Below are 26,936 nucleotides of genomic sequence, written 5' to 3'. Positions count from 1 at the left end.
TAGAAACTGGGAATTTTAGACCCGTAAAATGACTCTTGCCAAATTGAAATAAATTAAAACTCCCAGTACGTCAACTGCGGTTGTAATAAACGGCGCTGACATCAAAGCCGGATCTAAGCCTAGTAAGCGAAATAAAAATGGTAGTGCAGAACCGGAAACAGAAGCCAAAACAGAAATTGCTACAAGACTGGCTCCTACGGCGATCGCTACCGATAAGTTTCCTTGTAAGAAAAAAGCCCAAATCGTGGCGATCGTCCCCAACATGGAACCGAGTAACAATCCAGCTAGTGCCTCTCTAATGATGACTTGTGCTGGTCCTAACGCCCTAATTTCATCGGTATTCATCCCGCGAATGACGACAGTTGAAGACTGCGCCCCTACGTTACCACCAGTACCAGTGAGTAAGGGAATAAACGCCGCTAGGGTGACAACTTTTTGTAAAATCTCTTCTTCAGCTTTAATAATTGTGCCTGTAACGGTATTTGTAATGAGTAAGACGAATAACCAAACAACTCGCTTGCGGGCAACGGAGAATAAATTACTCTGAAAATAACCATCGCCCCCAGATTGCACGCCTCCACCTAAAGCGTAGATATCCTCGGTAGTTTCCTGTTGAATAATATCAATTACGTCATCTACAGTAACGATGCCAACAAGTCGCTGTTCGCGATCGACGACTGGGACAGCGAGAAAATCGTAACGCTGAATTAATCGAGCTACTTCTTCTTGATCGGTATCTGTATGCACGCAGATAGCATCGCGGGTCATAATTTCGCCAATCGTTTCTTGCGGATCGGCAGTGACTAAATCGCGTAAAGATAAGGTTCCCGTCAGCCTTCTCGCTGCATCGGTGACGTAAAGGTAGTAAATAGTTTCTGTATTTTTAGCTAAATAGCGAATGCGTTCCAAGGCTTGCGTGACGGTCATTCCCTCTTTCAGAGAGATTAACTCTGGGGTCATGATCCGCCCTGCTGTTCCCGTTTCGTAGCCTAATAGTAAGGCGGTGGCTTGCCGTTCGGAAGGGCTGAGTTGTTCTAGCAAGCGATTGACAATTTTAGCGGGTAGTTCGTCGAATAAGCGGGCGCGATCGTCTGGCGACATTTTATCCACAATATCGATCACGTCTTGGCGCTTGAATTCTTGAACGAGTGCTTCTTGTACGCTATGGTCGAGATATTCGTAAACTTCGATCGCCTCGCCTTTAGAAAGCAAGCGAAAGGCAAGTACTTGCATTGGTTCGGGTAAGCCTTCAATGGCTTCGGCAATATCAGCAGGCTGTACCGGAACCAAAATGGCTTTAGCTCCCTGTAAGTCTCCCTGTTCTAGTAGGGCTAGCAGTTGAGTGCGTACGAGGTTGCGTAATTCTTTACGCGAGAAGTTTTGCAGGGTCGAGGATGGGTTGTTACGATCGGTCAATAGCCTATCCTCCTATGACAGTCAAGTGAACGTGCTGCCTTTAGTCTAGGTGACGCTGGCAACTACCAGATCGAAGCATACTATTTTTCGGCTCGATGTTTTAGAGCGATCGCTTACTAATGTAGGTTAAGTAGCTGCGATCGCAATTTTCTAAATTCCTGGTTTCGATTCTCTCTAATCCTGGCTCCAGGCACATCGCCTAGTTGGTAGAGTTCGTTTTAAAACAAGGTCGGCGATCGTGCCTCAACAACTTAACTATCGAGTTCCAAATATCTTCTGAGGATAGGCAACATAGATCGTTTTCTGGAATTGGATAGAGTCCAATTGAAGGAACTCTATGTGAGGCTTCATCGTCTCTAGTAGGTGTTTTCTCTTATAGATATTGCCTGATATCTAAGTAGAACATTTATTAAATTGTTTTTATTTATACTTGAAAAACTGTCTTTACTGTATACTTAACTTAATAAAGTCATAAATATTGCCAACCTATATGCTCAAGAAACAACAAGTAGCGATCGCTACTATATTAATAATGTTTTCGATTATACCTGCTTATAAGGCAAAAAGTAGAATGGGGGTTAATATTTTGCCAGGTCCCCACACTCCGAATTTGGTAGAAAAGTTGACGAGAGGCAAGTTTAAAGCTGAGTGGGTAGATCGAAACTGGTTTCGTCGCCCCGATTTGCCTTTCAACAGTTAGCGCGACGCAGATGGCAGGAAAGGGGAAAAGTACGAGCTATTCATGCTCGGCTGGTCGTGCAATAATAAACGGTCTGTGACCAGATCGTTCGCCTTCTCATGTTGCAATCCTCCGCTTCTACTGACGACCTAGCTGCTGTCCTAGCAGAGTCAATCGATCTCAATTTTGAACTGCCCGATCCTGAAGACGAAGAAATTTCGGAACATGATTTTCAGCAGCAGCTAGATAATGCATGGCTAGTTTGCGATCGCTTCGATCTACAGACAGAAATCTGGCGGGGCAGAATTTTAAGGGCAGTGCGCGATCGCGAGAAAAAACAAGGAGATGCCCGTGGGAGTGGTTTTCTCAACTGGTTGAAGGCGCGGGAAATTAGTAAAAGTCAAGCATACTCCTTAATCGAGTTAGCTAACAGCGCCGATACGCTAGTAGAACAAGGGCATTTAGACCCCAATGCCGTAAGATGCTTTAGTAAACGAGCGTTTATCGAAACTGCAAAAGCGGAACCAGAAATTCAACAATTAGTCACCGATGCAGCGAAACGAGGCGATCGCATTACCCGTCGTGAAGTGCGTCAGCTATCAGATGAGTGGATGGCGATGTCGTCCGAACTCCTGCCCGAACCCGTTAAAGTGAAAGCTTCAGAAAACGCGCTTCCGCCCCGCTATCTTGCGCCTCTGGTGAAAGAAATGGAAAAATTACCAGAGTCTCACCAAAAAGAGTTACAGCGGGAAATTGCAGCAAATCCTGACGTAGACACAATTAAAGAAGTGACAACGGAAGCAAAGTACCTGTCCAAATATATTAATGCTGCTACGACCGTCCAAGCCCTAAACAATGACGATGTAGACTTAGAACGGGCGATTCAGGAAGCAATTCGAGTAGGCTGTATTAACGTCGCGGCTGACTTGGTAAATCAGGCATCGCAGTTAGAACAAACCATAGCTAAACTTTACGGTACTTGGAAGCGGATTGGTAGTTTAGCCGATCGCCTGTATGTAGATACGGGGGCGAGTACTCCCCACTTGCGATCGCTTTTGAGTTGTCTCGAACCCCTCGGTGGTGAAGTGATGGAAGTCAGTTTAGGTGGAGATAACGAACGCACGATCCGCTTGCAAATTAGCGAAGAATAAGCGGGAGTCGGGAGTCGGGAGTCGGGAGTCGGGAAATTTTGAATGCGTGAATTGCTCCCCTGCTTCCTTGTCCTCCTTGTCTCCCTTGTCCTTAATTTTTGATTCCTGTCGAAGCGATTCCCTGAATAAATTGTTTCTGTCCGATCAGAAATATTAATATGACTGGCAAGGTAGCGATCGCGACTGCTGCCATCAGTAAAGACCAGTTATTAGTAAATTGTTCTTGAAACTCAGCTAGTGCTAATTGAACCGTCCGCAATTCTGGGCGCGTTGTGAAGACAAGCGGTTTAAATAAATCGTTCCACTCACCGATAAATGTAAACAAAAATAATGTTACCAAAGCCGGACGAGATAAAGGCAACATTACCCGCCATAAGATTTGCAGGCGGTTCGCCCCATCGATCGCTGCTGCTTCTTCTAACTCTATGGGAATAGTTTGAAAATACTGCCTGAGTAAGAAAATGCCAAAACCATTTACAGCTGTAGGTAGAATTAAAGCTCCATAGGTATTAATTAAATGTCCCCATTTGAGGACGAGAAAGATAGGAATAACTAATAACTGAAATGGAATGACCAAAGTTGCCAAAACAACCAGCAGTAATGCTTGTCGTCCTCGGAATTTCAATCTTGCTAAGGCATAACCCGCTAAAGCTGAAGTCACGATTTGAATTCCAGTCACGGCTAAAGCTACCAGCGTGGAATTAGCAAATGCTAGCAAGAAATTTGCTCGCTGCCATGCTTGTTGGTAGTTTACCAAAGTCCATCCCGATCGCGTTAACAAATCGGGTGTTGAGCCAGGCGGTGCAAAGGATGTGAGGAAGACAACTCCCAATGGGAGCAAGACAATTACCGCTCCCAGTATCAGCACTATAAAACTAAGAGATGGTATAGAGAGATTCTTATGTTTGGCATTCACATCTTTCTGAAGCATGAATTGTTCGCTTTCCTCTATGCTTTTATACCTAGAGGTGATATTCTCCCAAATGGACTCTATTTTGCTGCAATAGATAACAGATCCCCTTGGGATTTGTTAGGTTTAATTTTAATTATTGTTGACGCTGATGCATAGAGCTAAAGAGTCAACCGCAATCGACAAAGCTGATTTACGCCAATAGGAGTGAACGACTATGCAGCAAGTTGCTGCCACCTCCGAAATCGATTTCCACAGCGAAACCTATAAGGACGCATACAGTCGCATTAACGCGATCGTGATCGAAGGGGAACAAGAAGCCTACGAAAACTATATTCGTTTGGCTCAAATGCTACCGAACCTCAAGGATGAGCTGATTCGCCTATCTAAAATGGAGAACCGCCACAAAAAAGGGTTTGAAGCCTGCGGGCGCAATCTCCAAGTTACACCGGATATGCAATTTGCTCGCGAGTTCTTTTCTGGGCTGCATCAAAACTTTCAACAAGCAGCATCAGCAGGACAAGTCGTGACGTGCTTGTTAATCCAATCGCTGATTATTGAGTGTTTTGCGATCGCGGCTTACAACATCTACATTCCCTGTGCCGATGACTTCGCCCGTAAAATTACCGAGGGCGTTGTCAAAGACGAGTATACTCACCTCAATTTCGGCGAAGTTTGGCTGAAAGACAACTTTGAACAGTCCAAAGCCGAACTAGAAGCAGCCAATCGCCAAAATCTCCCGATTGTCTGGCAAATGCTGAATAAAGTCGAGGATGATGCTCGGGTTTTAGGCATGGAAAAAGATGCTTTGGTGGAAGACTTCATGATCCAATACGGTGAAACCCTTGCCAATATTGGCTTCTCCACCCGTGACATCATGCGTCTATCCGCCTACGGACTACAAGCCGCTTGAAACAGTGACCAGTAACCAGTAACCAGTGACCAGCGAACAGCGACCAGTGACCGTAACAAAGAAATCTGGGTAACTGATAACTAATAACTGGTAACTGGTAACTGATAACTGGTAACTGACTTTATGTAGTATTTTTAAGATTAAAGATACAAAAATTCTCATCCACCCGCTCTGCTTTGTCAGAGCTACCAGTTTGACATCCGTAATACATGTTTGGTCTAATCGGTCACTTAAACAGTCTGGAACACGCACAATCGGTAGCACAAGAATTAGGCTACCCCGAATATGCCGATCAAGGACTTGATTTCTGGTGCAGCGCACCACCACAGATAGTCGATGATATCAAAGTTACTAGCGTTACTGGACAGCAAATCGAGGGCAAGTATGTCGAATCTTGCTTTCTGCCAGAAATGCTTGCTACGCGACGGATTAAAGCTGCAACGCGAAAAATCATCAACGCAATGGCGCACGCTCAAAAGCATGGGATTGACATTACAGCTTTGGGCGGCTTTTCTTCGATTATTTTTGAAAACTTTAACTTGCAGCAGATCAAACAAGTCCGTAACGTACAACTGAAATTCGAGCAGTTCACGACGGGGAACACTCATACTGCGTACATTATCTGTCAGCAGGTGGAGCAAGCAGCAAAGCAGTTGGGTATTGACCTCAATCGAGCTACTGTTGCCGTTTGCGGTGCTAGCGGTGACATCGGTAGTGCAGTTTGTCGCTGGTTAAATGCTCGTACCGACGTAGCAGATTTATTACTAATTGCCCGCAATCAAGAGCGCCTACAAGCATTACAGGCAGAGTTAGGACGAGGTAAAATCTTAGACTTGGAAACTGCCCTACCGCAAGCAGATATCGTCGTCTGGGTGGCAAGTATGCCCAAGGGAATTGAAATCGATGCCCAAATGTTAAAACACCCCTGTTTGATGATTGATGGTGGTTATCCTAAAAATCTGGCAACAAAAATTCAACATCCAGGGGTTTATATTCTCAACGGTGGCATTGTCGAACACTCTTTGGATATCGACTGGAAAATTATGAAGATTGTTAACTTCATGGATGTACCAGCTCGTCAGTTGTTTGCCTGCTTTGCTGAATCAATGCTACTGGAATTTGAAAAGGTCTACACTAACTTTTCTTGGGGACGCAACCAAATTACTGTGGCAAAGATGGATCAAATTGGTCAAATGTCTCGCAAACACGGCTTTCGCCCTCTACTGTTTGAGAATTCACCAGTTTAAGGGATTGAAGAGTAAGTCAAAAGTTAAAAGTCAAAAGTCAAAACTGAGGAGTCAGAAAACAGAAGTCAGAAGTCAAAACTAACTGGTCACCGATAACTGATAACTGACAACTGACTCACCACTCCCCACCCCTCGCTACTCACTACCCCACCCCTCGCTACTCACTACTCACTTCCGAGATGGCAACAACCGAACGCAAAACTCTACTGTTAGATTTTGAAAAGCCACTAGTTGATTTGGAGTCGCGCATCGACCAAATTCGAGAGCTAGCAACAGAAAATGGCGTTGACGTGTCGGAAGAGATTCGCCGACTAGAAGCTCGCGCCCGCCAATTGCGCCAGGAGATTTTTAATAGTTTATCGCCGTCGCAAAAATTACAATTAGCAAGGCATCCCCGTCGTCCCAGCACCTTGGATTACATTCAAGCTATTAGCGACGAATGGATGGAGTTACACGGCGATCGCCGTGGAAGCGATGATTCTGCTATAGTTGGTGGCGTTGCGCGCCTTGCAGGGCGACCAGTCGTCATCTTAGGCAATCAGAAAGGACGCGATACAAAAGATAATATTGCCCGTAATTTTGGGATGGCTTCCCCTGGTGGCTATCGCAAAGCTATGCGGTTGATGGAACACGCCAACCGCTTTGGAATGCCAATTTTAACTTTTATTGATACTCCAGGGGCTTTACCTACAGTCGCAGCTGAAGAACAAGGAATTGGGGAAGCGATCGCCTATAATTTACGCGAAATGTTTAGCCTCGACGTACCGATTATTTGTACCGCAATTGGTGAAGCTTTTTCTGGTGGTGCTTTGGGTATTGGTGTCGGCGAACGCCTGCTCATGTTTGAACACGCAGTTTATACTGTCATCACCCCCGAGGCTTGTGCTGCAATTGTTTGGCGAGATGCAAGTAAAGCCGCTCAAGCTGCTATGGCATTAAAAATGACAGCAATCGATTTACAAAATTTAGGTATTGTTGACCAAATCTTACCAGAGCCAATCGGCGGCGCTCACTCCGACCCTCTCAAAGCCGCGATCGCTCTCAAGCAAGCTTTGCTACAACATTTAGAAGAATTAACTCAACTTACCAGCCAACAGCGCCGTCAACTGCGGTATCAAAAATTCCGTCAAATTGGTGTTTTTACCGAATTTGACTCCTAAGTTTTGTCAGAAGATGAAGACGGAAAAGATGGTGATATAATCAACGAGGGGTGTAAAGATTTTTTACAACCTCTCATTTTTGTCTCATGCTAGGCAAAACAAAGCAAAGTGGACAATAGGTAGCAGCAATGTCTACCGTAACGGCTGGCGATCGCCAATCGATTGGTAATCTCTATGTTCTATTCAACTCTACTAGAGATTTACATAATAAATCCGCGATTGAATGGCTATAGCCAACATGAATAAAGAATTAATCATCTGCCCGAACGTTCGAGACAACAATTCTTGCAGGTAAAGTATAAGTTGAATCTAGAGGTAGTTGCATCTATCAGGGGTAAGAGATTGACATGAGTACAACAGCCATGCAATTTGTGGTGCGATTAAGTTGGAGTTTATGACATTGACAACGGGAAAACGCGCCCTAATTACGGGTGCTAGTAGTGGGATTGGTAAAGCAACAGCCCTCGCCTTTGCAAAGACGGGAGTAAACTTAGCTCTAGTTGGTCGTTCGCTAGATAAGTTAGAGGCAGTTGCAAGTGCAGCAAGGCAGACAGGCGTAGAAGCAAAAACTTACGCCCTGGATCTTGCCCAAGTTCATGTCGTGCCAGAGAAGATGGCTGCGATCGCAGCCGATTGTGGAGCTATAGATATTTTGGTCAATAGTGCGGGTATGGGCTACACGGGGGCTTTGAGTGCTACGCCTCTGCCTGACTGGCAAAAAGTGATAGATTTAAACCTAACTAGCGTGTTTGGGTGCATCTTGGCAGTTTTACCCACAATGCACCAGCGCGGCTCCGGTACAATTATTAACGTTGCTTCCATCGCCGGACAAACTCCCTTCCCCAACTGGGGAGCTTATTCCGTCAGCAAAGCTGGTTTGATTGCCCTATCCAAGACCCTAGCAGCAGAGGAAAGCGCTCGCGGTATTCGCGTCACCACCATCTGTCCTGGTGCTGTGAATACAGAACTTTGGGACAGCGAAACAGTTCAGCATAACTTTGACCGTAATGCCATGCTGACACCAGAAATTGTCGCTCAGTCAATCGTACATACAGCCTTATTACCAACACCAGCCGCGATCGCCGAATTAACTCTCATGCCCGGTGGTGGCGCTCTATAAGTCATTTGTTATTTGTCATTTGTAAGTGAATGCTATCGAAGCGTCTACGATATCCACAAGCAATTAGAAATATAGCTTGTGGTTTTAGATTCTCAAAGTTGGACAGTCTACCCGTTGTCACTGGTTAACTTTCCACTTCCTGCTAACTCATGGCTAATGACCAATGACTAATGACCAATAACCATTGTTAAACTTTATCTGAGACATACACCATGACTATTGCTGCTTCTAACGGTTCTAATGGTTCTACCAATCGCTTTCAATCATCGCCTTTGAATTCCGATCTGGTGGAGGCGATTCAATCCCGACCAGACCGCAACACCCACAACGGTCAAAAACCAAACTTACAGACTCCTACCGAAGCAGAAGCCCACGAGTCGATGATGGAGGCTGTACGCGCCCTCTTGATCGGTGTAGGCGAAGATCCAGAGCGAGAAGGTTTGTTGAAAACTCCTAAGCGTGTTGCGGAAGCCATGCGGTTTCTCACCAGTGGCTACAGTCAATCTTTAGAAGAACTCGTCAACGGAGCCATTTTTGATGAAGGTCATAACGAGATGGTACTCGTGCGCGATATCAACTTTTTCAGCTTGTGCGAGCATCATATGCTGCCTTTTATGGGTAGAGCGCACGTAGCCTATATTCCCAATCAAAAAGTGGTGGGTCTGAGCAAGCTAGCTCGAATTGTCGAGATGTACTCCCGCCGCTTGCAAGTACAAGAACGACTGACGCGCCAAATTGCTGAAGCAGTACAGGAAATTTTAGACCCTCAAGGCGTAGCAGTGGTTATGGAAGCAACCCATATGTGTATGGTAATGCGTGGGGTGCAAAAACCTGGTTCTTGGACTGTTACGAGTGCCATGCTTGGAGTATTCCAGGACGAGCAAAAAACCCGCGAAGAGTTTTTCAACTTGATTCGCCATCAACCAGCTTTCTTCTAATTGATTGGGGAGTCGTAGGGGTGCACGGCTGTGCGCCCGTACTAGTGAATCAGAAGTCGTAAAGAGTGTATTCTTTTCGTCACCACATGGTCTGATAATTTGCGATCGCGCTTTAGTCAGTTTTAATCAGTACTTAGTTATACTGCACCCAATGACATTCAGCATTTGGGTGCTTTTTTTCAGAAAAAAAACTAAAATCTCTGCCAAATAAAATACTTTCTCAAAATAAAAATTAAACTCTATTAGCTAAGTACGTAAATTCCTGTAAATAAACATCGCCTGGGGAGGACAGAGCGAATTGATGTCAGATATAAAAAACTTAAACAGTCGAGCCATCCGTAAAATTTATTTCCTGATATGATATCGCGTGACATTTGTATACTGGACTTTGGGGTGAGGTGTGAGGAGTAAAAATGACTAATTATGTCGATTTAAGCGGTAAACCATTCCATTTCGTCGGTATTGGTGGTATCGGAATGTCTGCTCTTGCTTATATCTTAGCCAAGCGTCGTTTACCTGTTTCTGGCTCCGATATCCGAGAGAGTCATATCACCGAGAAATTAGCAGCTTTAGGAGCGCATATTTTTAGTCGCCAAGATGCATCCAATCTGGAGTTTTTTCGCTCTCAGACCGATGCCAGCCCCCAAGCCTTAGCAGTGAGCGGTAATAGTGCGCCTGTATTTCTCAAGTCATCAAGACGAGCTAGTCCAGCGATCGCCAACAGCAAAATTGCCGACTTACCACAAGTCATCTGTTCGACGGCAATTCATGCAGGTAATTTAGAGTATCAAGCAGCGCTAGATTTGGGTTGTCCGATCTTTCATCGTTCCGATTTGTTGGCAGCACTGATTCAAGAGCGTTATAGCATTGCCGTAGCTGGGACTCACGGTAAAACAACCACCAGCAGCGCGATCGGGTATATGCTACTCAAAGCTGGTCTCGACCCTACCATCATCGTTGGTGGAGAGGTAAAAGCATGGGAGGGTAACGCGAGGCTCGGTAACAGTCAGTATTTAGTAGCAGAAGCAGATGAATCGGATGGTTCTTTAGTCAAATTGGCTTGTCAAATTGGCGTAGTTACTAACATCGAACTCGACCATCCCGACCACTACAAGTCTCTAGAGCAGGTAGTCAAGACTTTTCAAACTTTTGCGCAACAGTGCCAGCATGTCGTAGGTTGTATAGATTGCCAAACAGTCCGCGATCGCCTGCAACCGACAATTAGCTACAGCCTCAATCCAGAGATGGCGGCAGACTACACGGTATCCAACGTGATTTACGGTGCTGATGGGACGATCGCCACGGTATGGGAGCGAGGCAAAGAGTTAGGGCAGTTGCGTTTGCCATTGCTAGGACAACATAATCTCAGTAATGCCTTAGCCGCGATCGCTGTCGGTCGGCTGCTGGGAGTAGAATTTGCGGCGATCGCCGACAGTCTAACCACCTTTGAAGGCGCTAGGCGTAGATTTGAACTGCGTGGTGTTGTTAATGACATCCAATTCATCGACGACTACGCGCACCACCCCAGCGAACTCCAGGCAACCCTGGCGGCTGCGAAGTTGCAAGCTAAACCCCAAACTAGAGTCGTGGCGATCTTTCAGCCTCACCGCTACAGCCGTACTCTGACTTTTTTGTCAGACTTTGCTAAATCTTTTAGTCATGCCGATGCCGTCGTTCTCACGGATATCTATAGCGCAGGCGAGTCCAATTCAGGGCAGATTGACGGCGAGAGACTAGCAGCACTGGTTGCAAACCATCATCCTCAAGTCACGTATTTACCTACACTTGCTGCTGTCGAGGAGTTTTTGGTAGATAATTTGCGTTCTGGAGACACAGCTTTATTTTTAGGTGCAGGGAACTTGAATCAAATTATTCCCAATGCAATTGAAAGAATCAAGGCTAAAGGCTGACAGTTATCAGTTATCAGTTATCGGTGAAAGCGTGACTAGTGGCTGGTGACTAGAAAAGAATCCAGCTCTCAATCGCCACTAGCTACGCACCACAAACCACACACCACGCATCACTCACTATGAACTCCTCCCAACACCCCAATCCAATTCCGATTTCAGAAACTGCTGGCGATCGCCAGATAATATACTTGCCTGGAACAAAATGCGCGATTAAATCTCAAGTCCCACTAGCTAGTCTCACATCCTTTCGGGTTGGAGGACCAGCCCAATGGTATGTAGCACCTCAAAATCTAGCAGAATTGCAAGCTAGTTTGGAGTGGTCGCGCTCAGAAGGATTAGCCGTGACACTAATTGGAGCAGGTTCTAATTTATTAGTTAGCGATCGCGGTCTTACTGGTTTGGTCATTGGCACTCGTCATTTGCGCTACAGCCGCTTCGATCTGGGAACCGGTCAATTGACCGTGGCTGCTGGAGAACCTTTACCTCGCGTAGCTTGGCAAGTGGCAGAATTAGGCTGGCAAGGGCTGGAGTGGGCTGTTGGAATTCCTGGTAGTGTCGGCGGTGCTGTGGTCATGAATGCAGGAGCGCACAAAAGCTGCATTGCCGATATTTTAGTCAGCGCTCAAGTTTTGTCTCCCTCTGGGCAGCTAGAAACCCTTACTCCAGACCAACTAAGTTACAGCTATCGCACCTCAATTTTGCAAGGCAGCCAGCGCCTCGTCACTCAAGCTATCTTCCAACTGCAACCAGGCGCAGATCCGCAACAAGTGCTAGCAGCCACCACCGAACACCTAGAGCAAAGGCGGCGTACTCAACCCTATCATCTACCTAGCTGTGGTAGCGTGTTCCGTAACCCCCTACCCTACACCGCTGGCTGGTTGATCGAACAGTCAGGCTTGAAGGGCTATCAAATTGGTGCAGCTCAGGTCGCACAGCGCCATGCTAACTTCATTCTCAACTGTGGTGGTGCGAAAGCTAACGATATTTGGCAGCTAATTCGTTACGTCCAGCATCATGTAGAAGAACGTTGGTCACTACTGCTAGAGCCAGAAGTGAAAACAATTGGAGAATTTTAATATTAGTGACCAGCTATCAGTTATAGCGATTCTCGTTATGATGCGATACATTCGTAGGGGCGCACAGCTGTGCGCCCCTACAGATCTTGTATTTCATCGAATTGAAAAAGGCTATATCAGTTATCGATACTTTGTAGAGACGTTACATGTAACGTCTCTACAAAGTGCCGCTCCCGACTCCCTAATTACAAATTACGTATCACAACTTCACCTTTGCCCTTTATCGATTCTCGGCGCATCTATAATTTAATGGAACTTCGATTAAATCGACTCAACTAGCATATGACACAAGGACAAGGAAAAGGATTTGGCTTCGGTCTGGGCAAAATGAAGGAACTCGCAGATGCCTTCAAAAAAGCGCAGCAGGTGCAAGAAGGTGCGAAAAAGCTTCAAGAAGAATTGGAGATGATGGAGATCCAGGGCGAAGCTGGTGGAGGTATGGTCAAAGTGTCTCTCAGCGGTAACCAAGAACCTCGACGGGTAGAAGTGGCTCCAGAAGCACTGCAAGAAGGCGCAGATGTCCTTTCCGATTTAGTGCTGGCAGCGATGAAAGATGCGTACAACAAATCTACTGCTACCATGCGAGAGCGGATGGAAGAGTTAACTAGTGGTTTGGAATTGCCAGGAATGTAAATTCGTCATTCGTCATTCGTCATTCGTCATTTGTATACAACTAATGGCTGATGGCAAATGACAAATGACAGACAAAAAGCAATTGTCAAAAATTATTTGTATGTATAAGTTACTTTTTGTCTGCCTGGGAAATATCTGCCGTTCTCCAGCGGCAGAAAATATTATGAACCATCTGATCGATCGCCATCAGTTAAGCGATCGCGTTGTTTGCGATTCTGCTGGTACGGGTGGCTATCATGTTGGCAGTCCGCCAGACCGTCGCATGACATTTGCAGCAGCTAATCGGCTGGGAATTCAGCTATGCGGTCGAGCGCGCCAGTTGCAAAAATCAGATTTGGTGGAATTCGATCTAATTTTGGCAATGGATCGAGAAAATTACTACGATATTCTGGCGCTAGATTTCAGTGGTAAATACCGCGATAAAGTGCATTTGATGTGTGACTTTTGTACCGCGCATACCATAAAAGAAGTGCCTGACCCCTACTACGGTGGTGCAGAGGGTTTCAACCAGGTAATTGACCTCCTACTTGATGCCTGTAACGGACTGCTCGATCGCGTCAAACAGGAAATTGTAGACAGCGAACAGTGAACAGCTATCAGTTATCAGTTATCAGTGACCACGCACCACGCACCACGCGCCACGCGCCACGCATTATTCAACCAACCGATGCTTCATGGCATAACCGACGAGTTCGGCTCGGTTGTTGGTTTCTGTTTTGCGCAGGAGATTGCTAACGTATTTTTCTACCGTGCGGGGACTGAGGTGGAGCTGGCTGCCAATTTGAGCGTTGGAAAGACCGTGAGTGAGCATGACTAACACCTCCTGCTCGCGTTGGGTGAGGTGGAAGGGAAAATCAAGTTTTTCGACGATCGCCGTTGCGGTTGTCTGGGGACGCAAACCTTCTTCCTGGGATAGGCGATACTCTGATTGGATCATTTGCGATCGCTCCAACAAATTGCGGATTGCCGCTCCTAGTTCTTGTAACTCAAACGGTTTAGGTAGGTAAAGATCTGCTCCCGACTGATAGCCTTGAATTCGCTCTTCAGTTTTGTTACGTTCTGTTAAAAAAATGACTGGCAGCAGTCGAAATGAAGGGTGTTGTCTGACACTCCGTACCAATTGATAGCCATTCATGCGCGGCATTACAATATCTGTCACCATCAAATGAGGGCGATAAGTCTCGACCATATCCAAGCCTTGTTGCCCATCAGCAGCCGTAATGACTGAGTAACCAGCCATCTCAAGATAATCACTGATAGCCAGACGAGTCCCAGGATCGTCATCAACAACAAGAATAGTCAGAGGCATGAATAATATGGAGTTACTACACTGAGTAAAGATGGTGCGGTTTCTGGCTGTACTTTGACAGTATTAACCGAGGATTTATTTATCCTACCGAAACATATCCATGCAAGTAATTTCAACTCTTGATAGAAAATTGTCATCGCGATCGCTACAGTAGGAGATAGGAGTCAGGGATGTTAGAAGTTTGTTTGACGGGTTAAAGTCCCTAAGATAATCTATGGAGAGAGTTTAAACAAGGCATCTTCACTGAACTCTAACAGTTCATCCGTGGGAATAATTCTGTCTTCTGTGTCTTTACCTCAGAAAATGAGATGTATTTCTAATTTCGAGAGTAGCGATTTAGCATGGCAAGATAGCGAGAAACGTGATAAGTTCGCAATAGCCAGCATACCTTAACTTTTAGCAAGGTAGATGTAAATCTTTTAGCAAATAGTCGATAATTTATTTTCCCCTTACTTTAGTACTTTAGAGCAGCACGAGAATACTGCAAGAAAACTTCAATGAGCGACAACGACGGTTATAAGGTATTGAGCGACAATCGCAAAGCCCGCTTTTTGTACGATATCCTCGAAACCTATGAGGCAGGACTGCAACTCATGGGTACAGAAGTCAAGTCAATCCGTGCAGGTAAAGTCAACCTGCAAGATGGCTATGCTCTTATTCGTAACGGAGAGGCATGGCTAATTAACGTTCATATCTCACCCTATACTAACAGCAGTCAATATTTTAATCACGACCCTCGCCGCACTCGTAAACTACTACTGCATCGGCAGGAAATTCGCAAGCTGATTGGTAAGGTAGAACAACAGGGTTTGACATTAGTGCCGCTAAAACTGTATCTCAAACGCGGCTTAGTCAAAATTAGTATTGGACTGGCTAAAGGGAAAAAACTCCATGACAAGCGGGAAGATTTAAAGCGCCGTCAAGACCAAAGAGAGATACAAAGGGCGATGAAAAACTACTAATTAGAAGTTAATTTAACTACAAGCAAAAAGTTAAATTTGGTTAAGAAAAGTGTTTTTTCTATTTCTTTAGCTAGATCTACCAACAAATGAGTTTTCTGGCTTAAGAGCGATTTAGTTTAGATTGCTACTGAATAGATTAGTAGGCAGCATAACAATTCAACTAGAAAACATAACCATGAAAATTGCTGCTCTTTCTAAAATAATTAGTGCTGGAGTTCTCGCCTTCAGCTTGACAGCACTACCTGTATCTGCGCAAACTACCACCACCCCAGACTCTGGAACAACAACGACTCAACCTACAGTTGTTGACGATGACGTAGACGATCGCGATGATGATAGTAACTGGGGTTGGCTTGGCTTACTCGGTCTAGCTGGGTTACTCGGACTAGCTGGAAGAAAGAAAAAAGAACCTACAGCATATCGCGACCCCGATCGAACTGTAGGTAGCACAACTTATAGAGAATAATCTTTCTGATTTTCCACAAATGGAGATCTAAATAATGTCTGAGGGAAAATGAATAACTAGGCAATTTTTGTGACTGCCATACAAGCAAGTTGCCTAGTTTTTTCAGTATCTAGGTGTAGGCATTTCGGGAGATGTCAGAAGTGGCGATCGCTCTTTAGCTTAGATGAGTATTGTATTTACTTTCACCCATCTATGATTTATATTCCCGAGCCACAAATTCCCGATCCGACACCAAGTCCCCTACCTCAACCGACTCCAGAACCAACTCCCTCACCAGCACCGGAACCCGTACCGAGTCCAGTACCGCAGCCAATTCCATCGCCAGCACCAGAACCCGTACCCGCACCAATTCCCCAACCTGTCCCCGCACCAATTCCACAACCAATTCCCGAACCGGTGTAACTAGCAGCAAATGCTATTCCTTGACTGAGAAATATACAGTTTCGCAAAGATTAACTTGGCGCTTGTCTATTTCACCATCATCAGTAATAGCACGGATGTCGTAAAGGCATGAGGTGGAGTTGTCTTCAAAAACTATGTCCGCCGATTCATCTGGAAGTAGAATATCTTTATCCAAAAGATTTACTCCCCACTTGTCAGCGCCAGAATTAGATATATGTAGTTCCTGAATATTGACGCTGGTTTCATTGTGCAGCGTAAAATCGCGGATATCGGCTCTGGCGGCTGGAGCGATCGCACCAATAACTGGTAAGCACAAGCTAGCAGCAATAAGTAAAATAGAAGTCTGATTCTGCAACACAAACGTTAACCTAGATAGTTTTCTCAGGATAGAATTCACCTGTAGTAAAAACCTCCGTGAATTTTGTGAAATTAAGTTTCATATATCCCTCTGAGATTTTGTTATCCTGACAAAGGAATAAGCGATCGTTACACAGCCATGCTCAGAGCCGGAATTGTCGGACTGCCTAATGTCGGCAAATCTACATTGTTTAATGCTTTAGTTGCCAATGCCAAAGCGGAAGCAGCTAATTTTCCTTTTTGTACAATTGAACCAAATGTGGGCGTGGTTGCCGTACCAGACGAACGATTAAAGGTGCTTGCCGAAATTTCTAACTCCGCGCAAATCGTGCCTACGCGGGTTGAGTTTGTCGATATTGCGGGTTTGGTCGAAGGTGCAAGTCAGGGAGAAGGACTAGGCAATCAATTTCTGTCCCACATCCGCGAAGTTGATGCCATCGTTCATGTCGTGCGTTGTTTCGAGAATGACGATATCATTCACGTCGCTGGTTCTGTCGATCCGGTGCGAGACATTGAGGTGATTAATTTAGAACTGGGTTTAGCAGATTTAGCTCAAATCGAACGTAGAAGCGATCGCGCCCGCAAGCTAGCTCGAACCAGCAAAGAAGCTCAGCTAGAATTAACTGTGTTAGATAAACTGACAGAAGCTCTCAATCTAGGTAAACCAGCGCGTCAAGTTAGTCTAACTGATGAAGAAGCTGTTTTAATTAAAGGGTTGGGATTGCTCACAGCTAAACCAGTCATTTATGCCGCAAATGTATCGGAGGACGATCTGTCAACTGGAAACCAATGGGTGGAAAAAGTCAGACAGTTTGCAGCCTCTGATAAAGCACAGGTGGTTATAGTTTCAGCACAAGTGGAATCGGAATTAGTCGAGATCCCCGAAGAAGAACGAGCCGAATTTCTTGCCACATTAGGGGTAGAAGAAGGCGGCTTAAAATCTTTAATTCGCGCTACCTATGAATTACTCGGTTTGCGTACCTACTTTACTACAGGTCCAAAAGAAACTCGTGCTTGGACAATTACCGCAGGAATGGTAGCACCGCAAGCTGCTGGAGTCATTCACTCTGATTTTGAGCGCGGTTTTATTCGCGCTGAAACGGTGGCTTACGACGATTTAGTAGCCAATGGCTCGATGAATGGAGCCAAAGAGAAAGGCTTAGTCCGTAGTGAAGGAAAAGAATACATCGTCAAGGAAGGGGACGTGATGCTGTTTCGGTTTAACGTGTAGTGTTTTAGAAGGAGCCAGGAGACAGGAGGCAGAAAACTAGAATGACTCCTAACTCCTCTGACAAAATCCTTTTAGGAGTTATGAGTTTTTGACGACACTGGTATCCTTAAGGGTAAATTCTTGAGCGCGGGAGCTATGCACTAAAGTCCAACCTGCTTTTAATAACTTTTGGTAGGTTGCCCAACCCTTAGAACCACCTGGAATAGGATAGTCTGGTACGGCGAATTGGCGAAAAGCAGTATATGGCTTCCAAGGCTCGTCGGGCGAGAGTTGTAAGTGTAAGATTTTTTCTCCCTCTTGGGCTTGAGATAACCAGCACATACGTCTAGACATAAAAACTCCTCATGGATTAAGTAAACGGCAAAAACATTCAGAATTTTAGCGATCTAAACTATGGTTAACTGTCGTTAAAGTTGCGATCGCACTTAGGTAAATCGATACATCACACTTACTTATAATTTTTAAGTTTTGAGTGAATTTTGCGAATATAAGTAAATTAGCTGCGAGCGATCGAGAAATATGCAATTGGCAAATACGTAACCGATAAATCTGCCATCCACTAGGGAAACGCTATCTTGCATTGGTTTTCCTCTGTTAGGTCGTAATTCAGCTAGTTTTTGTATTCAAATTGACAGAATTCTATCCAAGATTAAATCCCAGAACGATCTACTGCTGAATAATTAGCGAATAAGCATAGCAGCATATTTCGGGAATTTATTTTTATTCTTAAGATATTCTTAATGTTTTGCCAAGTCTGGAGCGAACGGAATTGCTAACGAATGTCATTTTATTGTTTGACTGCGACAAGAGAGATCCTCCCTAGCCCCCCTTCAAAAGGGGGGAAATAAATGCCACTTTTTAACCCAGTTGGGGGATCTGCGTAAGACTTTACGCCCGACCTAGATTGACCGGATCGCCTTCCACAGTGGGCGCGGGTTGCACGCCCAAAATTCGCAGGATCGTAGGAGCAATATCGATATTACGCACTCGCTTAATTGTCCCAGTACCAATATCTGGTCCAGCAGCATAAAAAATTGCGCTCATTTCTGGTAATTCTGGATCGTAGCCATGAGCGCCGTAGAAGTTGGGGACTGATAGCAATGGAGTCTCTGAAGCCGGATCGCCCAAACGTTGTACCACTGGGGTTTGAGTGCCGTCAAAATTGTACCCCAGTCGCATAATTGCAAAAACATCTCCGCTGTCTTGACCGATAAACTCACTTGTATCTAAGCCAAAGTTGCGATCGCTCGGATCGTTGGGTATGGGACGAGCGTAGATCTTATCGAAGATCGCTACAGATTTGCTTCCCGCAGTATAGTTTGGATTAGTATCGGTAAATTTGGCTAAAGCATTAACCAACTGTTGTTGCAGCGTGACATATTCTGCTTTGCTCACAGTGCCATCCGGTTCTCGTCCCTGCAAATTGATGTAAATGTTCACCGCTGGACCCGAGGTAATTGCTCGTACTTTTGTATTATCAAATCCCAAGCTGCTGAGGTAGTTGTTGAGGCTAACTGCGGTGTGGAACGGGGCAAAACCGTGGTCGGAAACTACGATAATATTACTATTCGGTCTACCGCGCTTATTTGTCCCAACCGCCTCAATAATTTGCTGCACGGCTGTATTTGCTGCTCGATAAGCCGATCGCAGATACTTTTGATATCGCTCGATTTTTTCTCGGTCTTGGTTATTGGCAATTGAGTTTGGATCGCGAAAATCAGTCGCTTGGCGAGGATCGGTAATTAGAAATTGGTGTCCCGAACCATCGGGTTGTTCAATATATGTCAGTACGAGATCTGCGTCGGGATTTTGGGCGATCGCCCGTAAAGCAATCCGCGTTTGGTAATCTACAAAAGTACGGACTTGATCTTGATAAATTGCTTCTAGTTCTAAATCGGGAAAATCATCAAAGCCTGAACTGATTCTTTCGGGGATGCGGAAGTCGGGCTGAGGAACCCAGAACCCAACATTGTTATTTGCATCGTCCACATCCGCCAAAACTGCTTGGTTGCAAGGAATATAGTTAGCAGAATAACGCGCTAACCGCACCTGGGAAAGGTCGGAGGCGAGTTGAGTCACGTAGAAACTCGTACCGACTTTATTTGTACTACCTTCAAAGTAAAATAAACTGGAGGTGCGATCGCTGGCTTTAAGGTAGGCGGAACCAGTAGCAGGGGGTTGAGATGCTCTAGGTTGGATACCGCGATCGGCATCAAAAATAATTAAAGTATCGTAGTTAACCGCTTTATCGTTGCTCGTATCGATCGCTGCTACTTGCAGGTTATAGGAACCGCCGCCACCCGTCAAGCTACCCGAACCGCTTGCGGGGATGGTTTCGAGAGTCGTTACTTTGACGCGGCTAAAAGACGATCTGCCTGCGGTTGTGAGTTGCTGAATAATCTCGCTAGCAGCGTCGCTAAAATCTGCTGCTGTAAAGCTAAAGCCCCTAGCTCCTACGCCGCCAAATGCGCCAAACGGTACGGTATAATCTACCGTGCGATCGCTAGCTGGTTGAACGATCGGACTGTCTGCTAAACCAGGAATTTTGATATCGAGTCCATCTGCACCGGGAAAGGTAGCTGCAACGACTTTCTTACCGTTGTTTCGCAGCGCAATCCAGAGAGATTCAGCAGTTTGGGTATGGTCGTCCAGAGGTCCATCAATTCCCACCGAGTAGCCGCCAATTGGAGCCGCAAAACCGCTGATATTTTGTTTGAAAGGACTGGCGACGAGGTGAAAGCTATTAGCATTAATATCGTTACGAGCAGCCGTAGAACCAGTACCGATCGCAATATGGGCTGGTGCTGTTAGAGATGGGGTAATAGTTTGATTTTGTTTTGCAACAAGTCCTTGACTTTGCAAAAATCCCAATCCCTTACGTTTGTCCAATACACCAGTTGCGAAGTAGCGATCGAGTAACGGTGGTGTTGCGCCATCTAAAGAAATCAGGACGATCTTGGGATGAGGTTTGTTAACAGCTGGAGTTGCAGCAAAGGAGTGAAATATAAAAGTTAATCCGAAAGTCACAATAACAATCGGGATAAAACGTTTGAGCGAAGCTAGACTGCAACTGAACGGAACTCTCAACCCCATATTTCTGATCCTCTATGAAAGTCTTAATCCTACGCTGCAAGATAGGAATAATCGGAGCATACCGTCATGACTTTAAGAACAGAATATGGGAGAGTTATCGGTAGTTGGTAATTGGTAGTTGGTTGGTCACTGGTCACCGATCGCTGATAACTGACAGTTGACGACTCCGGCGCGATCGTGACGAGCAGTTAATTTGAATACCGTACCATCATCAGGCGCGTATACTACCCATTCAACTAAAGCGCGATCGCTTGTGGAATCGGCTTGTCTTCTTAGGGGTGCAGAAGGTTGGTAGGCGCGTCCTTCGAGTTGTCCTACATCTTCTCGCAATTTACCCGTTACCAATTTTGCCCCTTCTGGTAGCTCGATTGCACATAGACAACCCCGTACCAGTTTTTTATCCATTGCTCTTTCGGTAACGTAGGTAGGTAGCCAACCTGTATTTTGAACGGCAAAGCGGATGCGGTAGTTAGAACCGCCTAAGTGACTGATACTCGCCTCATAGATTTCCAACTGAGGTGAGATTAACAAGTGCCATACCAACCACTCGGGAAAACGCGCAAGCTCTTTTTCCAAAAACTGCGGGGGAGGATTTGACCAGGCATACATTGCATCCCAGCCTCCTAGTTCGACTTGACCGAGTTGAGGATGCTCGAAGGGATACCAATCGATATAACCCTTACCACCTAAAACTTCATCGCTCCAACGCAGCATGGTTAAGTCATCTTCAAAGGGGTGTTCCCTGTACCAGTCGATGAATTTATACTCTTTAATTCCGGCTTGACGCTGCGGACTCCAAATTTCTACCGTCCAGGCAAATACCCCTTGATGTTCGTAAGCCCAATCGTCAAATGCACCTGTAATAAAGTCTTTGGGATCGTAGCGAAATTCGTGAAAGACTGAGACAGCAGGGTATTGAGTGATTTCTGTGGCTTTATCACCGATGCGTTGATAAACGCGCAAATCTTTAGTAGGTAACTCGTCGTCGCTTTGATGGCTGTAGGGGCGCAGGATAACACCACTAAAAGTATGAAAGGCGATCGCCCCTGTAATATTGAGATGACTCGTAATAAAATCAACTAGCGATCGCACTTCTGCTTCTGAGGCAGGATAGGGTCCAGCTCCCATTTGCTCTTGCTCTTGTCGCCATCCACTAGGGAAATTGCGGTTTAAGTCAAGTCCTTCTTTCGGTGGTGGAATGTCAATCTGGATACCGTTGTAGTTTTCAATTTCTCCCTCTGGGAGGATGCGATAATATTGTCCGCCCGTTTCTGTCGGTTCCCGTGGAATTAATAAACGCGGTTCAGTTGGGCAAACTTTCCAAGCACCATTCGGATCTAGTATTCTCATTTGTAGAATTCGCCCATCTCCGTCCATATCTGTCATCACTAGCCCATCTTCTCGTTCTCCCTGGTGAGGATAAGGACGAGTGCTAGAACGAATAAACTTTGGTTTGTTTGCCAAAGCCAACTCAGCACCATCAGGGTTGACGCGAGGACAGATATAAAATACGCGAGTATCCAAGCAACGGGCGATCTCAGGTTGAGTACCGTAGCCAGTCACCAATGTTTGCAGTAAATATAAGCAAGCACTTGAAGGCGCGAGTTCGGTAGCGTGAATGTTACCATCTATCCACAAAGCAGGCTTATCTACATCGTCGCCCGTCGCGAAATTGGTAACTGTTAATAGCCAAATATCTCTGCCTTCATAGCTTTTACCAATGCTTTGCAGGCGTAAAAATTGCGGAAATTCTCGGGCGTATGCGCGGACAATCTCGGTCAAATCTGCATAGCGATAGTACTTATCGAACCGGACTTCTGGCATTTTCAGTTATCAAGTGGCTAGTGGCTAGTGGCTAGTGGCTAGTGGCTGGTGACTAGAATAACCTCCTTGTCTCCCTTGTCTTCCTTGTCTTCCTTGTCCCCGTTTTCCTTTCACTAACCCCGAACTCCTATTTTTTCGTCGGATTTACTTGTCCAGCCAGTTTGCGGTAATATTCCATCTGCGGATCGGGACGACGATTAGGCGTGAAGCTGGGTTCGATTTTTTCTGATTTGACTTCAGTTATTTGCCGCTCTGCTGCCGATTCTATATTATTTTGGCGATCGCCTTCTACGTAATAACTAGAATTTGAAAATCCTAGCGCTTGCAGCAAAACCAGTAAGCGTTGATAAAAGAGATTAAAAATTTGGCGGAAAAATCCAAATATCTGATACAGTAAGCCTTCTAGGCGAATGAACGAGTTCCGAAGCAGTTGCTGCAATCTATCCATACTATTGACCTCTCAAAGCAGCATCAATCTAACTTTGGGTGTAACCGTAATACTAACAGTCTATATTTCTCAGATTACTACTATAAGTCAACATTTGTTGACCACCAAATGGATGATATAGCGATCGCCCCACAATTCCTATCGTGCGATCGCAATTCTTGTCAATATAATGTATAGGCGTTATGTGTAACGTTTGTACTACTATGTCTGAATCTTATCAACCTCTACCTCCTCTCGATCCTAGTTTGGATATCAGCAAAAATCATTATTGGAATTATCACAACATTGAAGCGCTAATTAGTTGTAAAAAAACTCTAACTGCTTCAAAAGATGAAGATTTGTTTATTTCCATACATCAAATCTGCGAACTTGCTTTCCATCAAATGATTATTGACATGGAACGGGTGTTAGATGCTTTATCAAAGGCATTAGATACGGATTTAGTTATTAGTGCTACTAGCGAAGTGTGTTATTTCTTTCAAAGAGTATTGCGACTGTATGAGGTTGTTAATACTACCATGCCGATTCTCAACACTATGCGAGCATTTGTCGAATTTCGGACTAGCATTGGTCCTACAAGTGGCTTTCAATCAGTTCAATTTCGGCAGTTAGAAATTATGAGCGGAGTGAGAAAATATTGGGTAGGTGGGACTAAAGATTCTGAAGGTAAGTTACATATTGCCGAGACTGAATTCGATCGCAAATATGGCGATCGCATTACTCAATGGTTCGAGCATTATAAAGAACATAACTTAGCACATTATTACGATTTCCTCATAAGTCGTGCTATAGGTGACACGCAAGCTGAGAAAGTTGCCCATTTACGCACTTATCCTGATGCCAATGCAGTTCTCACCTTTTTGCAAGCCTACGATAAATGTCAGACTCAATTTCATCAAGGACATTTAGGCTTGGCAATTCAACAACTTAAAATTGTTGGAGTAGAAGTCGGGACTGGGGGTACGTCTTTTAAAGATTATTTAGCGAAATATCACAGGGAAGAAGCGCCATTGTTTCCAGGGTTGAGCTAAGGGTACGTTAAATAACGTATCCTACAAAAATATATGTAAAAATAAGCACCTTTAATAGTGGCACAACAACCGTATATCTTCTCGAAACTACCTCTCATGATTGAGTAAACGCTCCTATAGTTTCGAGTATGAAAATTTACAAAGAAGATTTGCATTGGGCAGCTTCCCAAGGCTTAATTACTGAGGCGCAAGCAGACGCGCTATGGCAAGCATTATCTCACCGGAGCGACCATCGCCCCCAATTTAATTTTGCCAACGTAGCTTTCTATTTTGGGGCTTTGGTTGTCATCTCTGCCATGAGTTGGTTTATGAATTTAGCATGGGAATCGTTTGGTGGCGGCGGAATCTTCCTATTAGCTAGTATTTATGCGTTTTGTTTTGTAATGGCAGGCAAAACTTTGTACTTTCGCCAAAACATGAAAGTTCCTGGGGGATTGCTATTTGCGATCGCAGTTTGCATGACTCCTCTAGCAATTTACGGACTACAAAGATGGACGGGATTTTGGATTCAAGGCGATCCAGGTGTATATCGAGATTACTATATTTGGATTAAAGGCAGTTGGTTTTTGATGGAATTGGGGACTGTTATTTCAGGTTTAATCGCGCTCAAGTTTGTCCGATTTCCATTTTTGACTGCGCCGATTGCTTTTTCACTATATTTTATGTCGATGGATTTAACGCCATTGCTATTTGGTAAAAATGAATTTACCTGGGAACAAAGACTTTTGGTTTCTCTATGGTTTGGAATTGCGTGTATTATCGTTGCGTATTTAGTCGATCTTCGCACCCGCAGGCGCGATGGAGATTTTGCTTTTTGGTTGTATTTATTTGGCTTACTTGCCTTCTGGTTTGGTATGACTTTGATGAGAGATAGCAATGAATGGCAAAAATTTATTTATTGTCTAATTAATTTGGGATTGATTTTGTTATCGGTGTTGTTGAAACGCAGAGTTTTTATGATATTCGGAGCTATAGGAGTCTTTGGATATTTAAGTCACCTGGCTTATACAGTGTTTAAAGATGCCCTACTATTTCCGTTCGCACTCACTGTTTTAGGAATATCTATTATTTATCTAGGTGTGCTATATCAACGCCATAGTAGAGTCATTGAGCATTTCTTCGATCGCTGTCTCCCACAAGAATTGCGGCAATTATTGCCGCGAGATTAGGACATAACAATATCCTTACCAATGATCGATTACCAATTAGCAACTACAATTGATTCCTTGCCTTGAGCTGCAAATACCGCTCTACCAACTGTTCGGAAATCAAATCGGCTGGTGCATCTAATACCAAAACCCCTTTTTGTTTCAAACCAGCAAAGGCAACTTGACGCTGAGATAATAAATCTAAAGCCACAGCACGGGCATAAGTCGGATTCACTTCATTCGTAGAAGTATGAGCTAAACGATCCACTTGCCGATCGCGTAACGTAACGCAAAAAGGTAAATAACGGGGTGTCAGTCTTCCTAATGCAGCTAATAATTCGGCAGAAGCGGTTATATCAACAATGTCTGTAATTAATACTACCAAGGCTCTGCGAGTTTGTTGTTTGATAATACTCGTGACAGCACCAATATAGTCAGATTCGAGTAATACGGGTTGAATTGGTGTCAGGCGATCGATCAGTTGGTTTAATTGATTTTGTCCTCGTTCCGGTGGTATCCAAGTCTGCATTTGCTTATCAAATACTCCCACACCCACGCGATCGCCGCGATGAATTCCCGCTAGTGCTAAAGCCAAAGTTGCGTTTAAACCCCAATCAAATCGCTTTAAACCCGATACTTGAGCCGTCATCAAGCGTCCTTTATCCAATAGAATAATCAGGGTTTGTTCGTGTTCTGGCTCCAAAACTCGCACCAAAGGACGGTTGCGACGTGCCGTAGCTTTCCAGTCAATCAACCGCAAATCGTCACCCGTACCATAATCTTTAAGTTCGGCAAATTCCGTTCCGATTCCCCGTTGGCGCAGCTTGCGAATTGAACCAGCCGATTGTAGCGTCAGACGAATGGAGAGCGATCGCAATCCTACCAAGTCAGGATAAACCTTGACTTTCTGACTTTGAGGAATTTTCCAGTTATCCCAACCTAATCCCCAAGCACCCAATTGTCTCACTTGCAGATCTCCCCAGGCAAATTCTCCCCGTTGGTTAGGGTGAATTGTATAAGTTAATTCTGTCGTGCTGTTGGGTGCAAGCGCAGCAGTCAGCGTAGTTGCAGAAACAGCAAACTGCATTGGGTAATAATCGCAAATCTGAATTTGAGCTGATTTTTTCAGCGATCGCACTGTCAAAACCACCGAATTATCCCGTCCGATGGAGAGTCTAGCAGGCAGAGATCGCTCGACTTGGACGCGATGACGGCGTACCATTAGGCTATCGGCGATCGTCAGCCCTAAGATAACAGCATCAAACAGCAGCATCACCAAGATACTGCGCGGTACGTTCCAAATTGTGGCTAATAGGGGTGCGATTGCTATTCCCAACAACAGCAACAAATAAACTCTTCTGGTAGGAATCATAGGGAGATAGATAAAGGCATCATACCAATTTACTCTCAGTTGCGGGAGTCGGTGTAGAGACGTTGCAGGCAACGTCTGTACGGGAGTCAGGATTATTTTTGACTTTTAACTTTTAACTTCTGACTTTTGACTCCCGATGC

General features: G+C 44.9%; 26 protein-coding genes. 17 read left to right on the top strand and 9 right to left on the bottom strand.

Features of this window, described 5'->3' with window-relative positions; translation table 11 throughout:
- Positions 1–15 precede the first annotated feature (15 nt).
- Positions 16–1,416, bottom strand: a complete 1,401-nt coding sequence (gene mgtE / locus CHRO_RS07660) for a magnesium transporter (protein ID WP_015153631.1) — start codon at positions 1,414–1,416, stop codon at positions 16–18.
- Positions 1,417–1,906: 490 nt separating this feature from the next.
- On the opposite strand from mgtE, the gene CHRO_RS07655 reads away from it, so the two are divergent.
- Positions 1,907–2,116 carry a hypothetical protein gene (locus tag CHRO_RS07655; RefSeq protein ID WP_015153630.1) on the top strand — a complete coding sequence of 70 codons (210 nt, stop codon included), beginning with the start codon at positions 1,907–1,909 and terminating at the stop codon, positions 2,114–2,116.
- 98 nt (positions 2,117–2,214) lie between these two features.
- Entirely contained in the window at positions 2,215–3,246 is a 1,032-nt protein-coding gene (locus tag CHRO_RS07650; protein WP_015153629.1) for a hypothetical protein, read from the top strand.
- A 91-nt stretch (positions 3,247–3,337) separates the two neighbouring features.
- Here the strand turns inward: CHRO_RS07650 and CHRO_RS07645 are convergent, their stop codons facing one another.
- On the bottom strand, positions 3,338–4,177 hold the full coding sequence (locus tag CHRO_RS07645) for a carbohydrate ABC transporter permease (RefSeq protein ID WP_051033191.1): 840 nt from the start codon (positions 4,175–4,177) through the stop codon (positions 3,338–3,340).
- A gap of 196 nt (positions 4,178–4,373) precedes the next feature.
- Here CHRO_RS07645 and CHRO_RS07640 point away from each other — a divergent pair, with 196 nt between their 5' ends.
- From CHRO_RS07640 to CHRO_RS07600, 9 genes are all read left to right on the top strand, one after another.
- Entirely contained in the window at positions 4,374–5,069 is a 696-nt protein-coding gene (locus CHRO_RS07640; RefSeq protein ID WP_015153626.1) for an aldehyde oxygenase (deformylating), read from the top strand.
- A 209-nt stretch (positions 5,070–5,278) separates the two neighbouring features.
- A complete protein-coding gene (locus tag CHRO_RS07635) occupies positions 5,279–6,316 on the top strand; it encodes a long-chain acyl-[acyl-carrier-protein] reductase (RefSeq protein ID WP_015153625.1) in 1,038 nt (345 codons plus the stop codon).
- Between the two features lie 179 nt (positions 6,317–6,495).
- Positions 6,496–7,476, top strand: coding sequence for an acetyl-CoA carboxylase carboxyltransferase subunit alpha (locus CHRO_RS07630; RefSeq protein WP_015153624.1), 981 nt, complete (start codon positions 6,496–6,498; stop codon positions 7,474–7,476).
- A 394-nt stretch (positions 7,477–7,870) separates the two neighbouring features.
- Positions 7,871–8,596: an SDR family oxidoreductase gene (locus CHRO_RS07625; protein WP_015153623.1), complete on the top strand. Its 726-nt coding sequence runs from the start codon at positions 7,871–7,873 to the stop codon at positions 8,594–8,596.
- Between the two features lie 212 nt (positions 8,597–8,808).
- A complete protein-coding gene (gene folE / locus CHRO_RS07620; protein ID WP_015153622.1) occupies positions 8,809–9,534 on the top strand; it encodes a GTP cyclohydrolase I FolE in 726 nt (241 codons plus the stop codon).
- A 413-nt stretch (positions 9,535–9,947) separates the two neighbouring features.
- Positions 9,948–11,444 (top strand): UDP-N-acetylmuramate--L-alanine ligase, encoded by a 1,497-nt coding sequence (murC, locus tag CHRO_RS07615; RefSeq protein ID WP_015153621.1) that lies wholly within the window; start codon positions 9,948–9,950, stop codon positions 11,442–11,444.
- 119 nt (positions 11,445–11,563) lie between these two features.
- The gene (gene murB, locus CHRO_RS07610; protein WP_015153620.1) at positions 11,564–12,520 is read left to right on the top strand and encodes a UDP-N-acetylmuramate dehydrogenase; all 957 of its coding nucleotides are present in this window, start codon (positions 11,564–11,566) and stop codon (positions 12,518–12,520) included.
- A 282-nt stretch (positions 12,521–12,802) separates the two neighbouring features.
- On the top strand, positions 12,803–13,153 hold the full coding sequence (locus CHRO_RS07605; RefSeq protein WP_015153618.1) for a YbaB/EbfC family nucleoid-associated protein: 351 nt from the start codon (positions 12,803–12,805) through the stop codon (positions 13,151–13,153).
- Between the two features lie 64 nt (positions 13,154–13,217).
- Entirely contained in the window at positions 13,218–13,742 is a 525-nt protein-coding gene (locus CHRO_RS07600; RefSeq protein ID WP_015153617.1) for a low molecular weight protein-tyrosine-phosphatase, read from the top strand.
- 63 nt (positions 13,743–13,805) lie between these two features.
- Here CHRO_RS07600 and CHRO_RS07595 read toward each other — a convergent pair whose 3' ends face one another.
- The gene (locus tag CHRO_RS07595) at positions 13,806–14,462 is read right to left on the bottom strand and encodes a response regulator transcription factor (RefSeq protein WP_015153616.1); all 657 of its coding nucleotides are present in this window, start codon (positions 14,460–14,462) and stop codon (positions 13,806–13,808) included.
- 497 nt (positions 14,463–14,959) lie between these two features.
- Between CHRO_RS07595 and smpB the strand changes: the two genes are divergently transcribed.
- From smpB to CHRO_RS07580, 3 genes are all read left to right on the top strand, one after another.
- Positions 14,960–15,424, top strand: a complete 465-nt coding sequence (gene smpB, locus CHRO_RS07590) for an SsrA-binding protein SmpB (RefSeq protein ID WP_015153615.1) — start codon at positions 14,960–14,962, stop codon at positions 15,422–15,424.
- Between the two features lie 175 nt (positions 15,425–15,599).
- The gene (locus CHRO_RS07585) at positions 15,600–15,890 is read left to right on the top strand and encodes a WGxxGxxG family protein (protein WP_015153614.1); all 291 of its coding nucleotides are present in this window, start codon (positions 15,600–15,602) and stop codon (positions 15,888–15,890) included.
- A 192-nt stretch (positions 15,891–16,082) separates the two neighbouring features.
- The gene (locus tag CHRO_RS07580; protein ID WP_015153613.1) at positions 16,083–16,292 is read left to right on the top strand and encodes a hypothetical protein; all 210 of its coding nucleotides are present in this window, start codon (positions 16,083–16,085) and stop codon (positions 16,290–16,292) included.
- A 13-nt stretch (positions 16,293–16,305) separates the two neighbouring features.
- Here the strand turns inward: CHRO_RS07580 and CHRO_RS07575 are convergent, their stop codons facing one another.
- Complete coding sequence (locus CHRO_RS07575) at positions 16,306–16,650, bottom strand: hypothetical protein (RefSeq protein ID WP_051033189.1); 345 nt, start codon at positions 16,648–16,650, stop codon at positions 16,306–16,308.
- 138 nt (positions 16,651–16,788) lie between these two features.
- Between CHRO_RS07575 and ychF the strand changes: the two genes are divergently transcribed.
- Positions 16,789–17,880 (top strand): redox-regulated ATPase YchF, encoded by a 1,092-nt coding sequence (ychF, locus tag CHRO_RS07570; RefSeq protein WP_015153611.1) that lies wholly within the window; start codon positions 16,789–16,791, stop codon positions 17,878–17,880.
- A 78-nt stretch (positions 17,881–17,958) separates the two neighbouring features.
- Here the strand turns inward: ychF and CHRO_RS07565 are convergent, their stop codons facing one another.
- The 4 genes from CHRO_RS07565 to CHRO_RS07550 form a co-directional block, all read right to left on the bottom strand.
- On the bottom strand, positions 17,959–18,213 hold the full coding sequence (locus CHRO_RS07565; protein ID WP_015153610.1) for a hypothetical protein: 255 nt from the start codon (positions 18,211–18,213) through the stop codon (positions 17,959–17,961).
- A 555-nt stretch (positions 18,214–18,768) separates the two neighbouring features.
- The gene (locus tag CHRO_RS07560) at positions 18,769–20,973 is read right to left on the bottom strand and encodes an alkaline phosphatase family protein (protein WP_015153608.1); all 2,205 of its coding nucleotides are present in this window, start codon (positions 20,971–20,973) and stop codon (positions 18,769–18,771) included.
- A 126-nt stretch (positions 20,974–21,099) separates the two neighbouring features.
- The gene (locus tag CHRO_RS07555; RefSeq protein WP_015153607.1) at positions 21,100–22,797 is read right to left on the bottom strand and encodes a M14 family metallopeptidase; all 1,698 of its coding nucleotides are present in this window, start codon (positions 22,795–22,797) and stop codon (positions 21,100–21,102) included.
- Between the two features lie 127 nt (positions 22,798–22,924).
- A complete protein-coding gene (locus tag CHRO_RS07550) occupies positions 22,925–23,245 on the bottom strand; it encodes a hypothetical protein (RefSeq protein ID WP_015153606.1) in 321 nt (106 codons plus the stop codon).
- Positions 23,246–23,448: 203 nt separating this feature from the next.
- On the opposite strand from CHRO_RS07550, the gene CHRO_RS07545 reads away from it, so the two are divergent.
- Positions 23,449–24,276 carry a tryptophan 2,3-dioxygenase family protein gene (locus tag CHRO_RS07545; protein WP_015153605.1) on the top strand — a complete coding sequence of 276 codons (828 nt, stop codon included), beginning with the start codon at positions 23,449–23,451 and terminating at the stop codon, positions 24,274–24,276.
- A 128-nt stretch (positions 24,277–24,404) separates the two neighbouring features.
- Positions 24,405–25,445, top strand: coding sequence for a DUF2157 domain-containing protein (locus tag CHRO_RS07540; protein ID WP_015153604.1), 1,041 nt, complete (start codon positions 24,405–24,407; stop codon positions 25,443–25,445).
- A gap of 43 nt (positions 25,446–25,488) precedes the next feature.
- Here CHRO_RS07540 and CHRO_RS07535 read toward each other — a convergent pair whose 3' ends face one another.
- Entirely contained in the window at positions 25,489–26,796 is a 1,308-nt protein-coding gene (locus tag CHRO_RS07535) for a DUF58 domain-containing protein (RefSeq protein ID WP_015153603.1), read from the bottom strand.
- Positions 26,797–26,936: the final 140 nt, after the last annotated feature.

The organism is Chroococcidiopsis thermalis PCC 7203 (assembly GCF_000317125.1).
GTDB classification, from domain to species: domain Bacteria; phylum Cyanobacteriota; class Cyanobacteriia; order Cyanobacteriales; family Chroococcidiopsidaceae; genus Chroococcidiopsis; species Chroococcidiopsis thermalis.
Note: the sequence above shows the minus strand (reverse complement) of the source record. Positions and strands in the feature narration are given on the sequence as shown.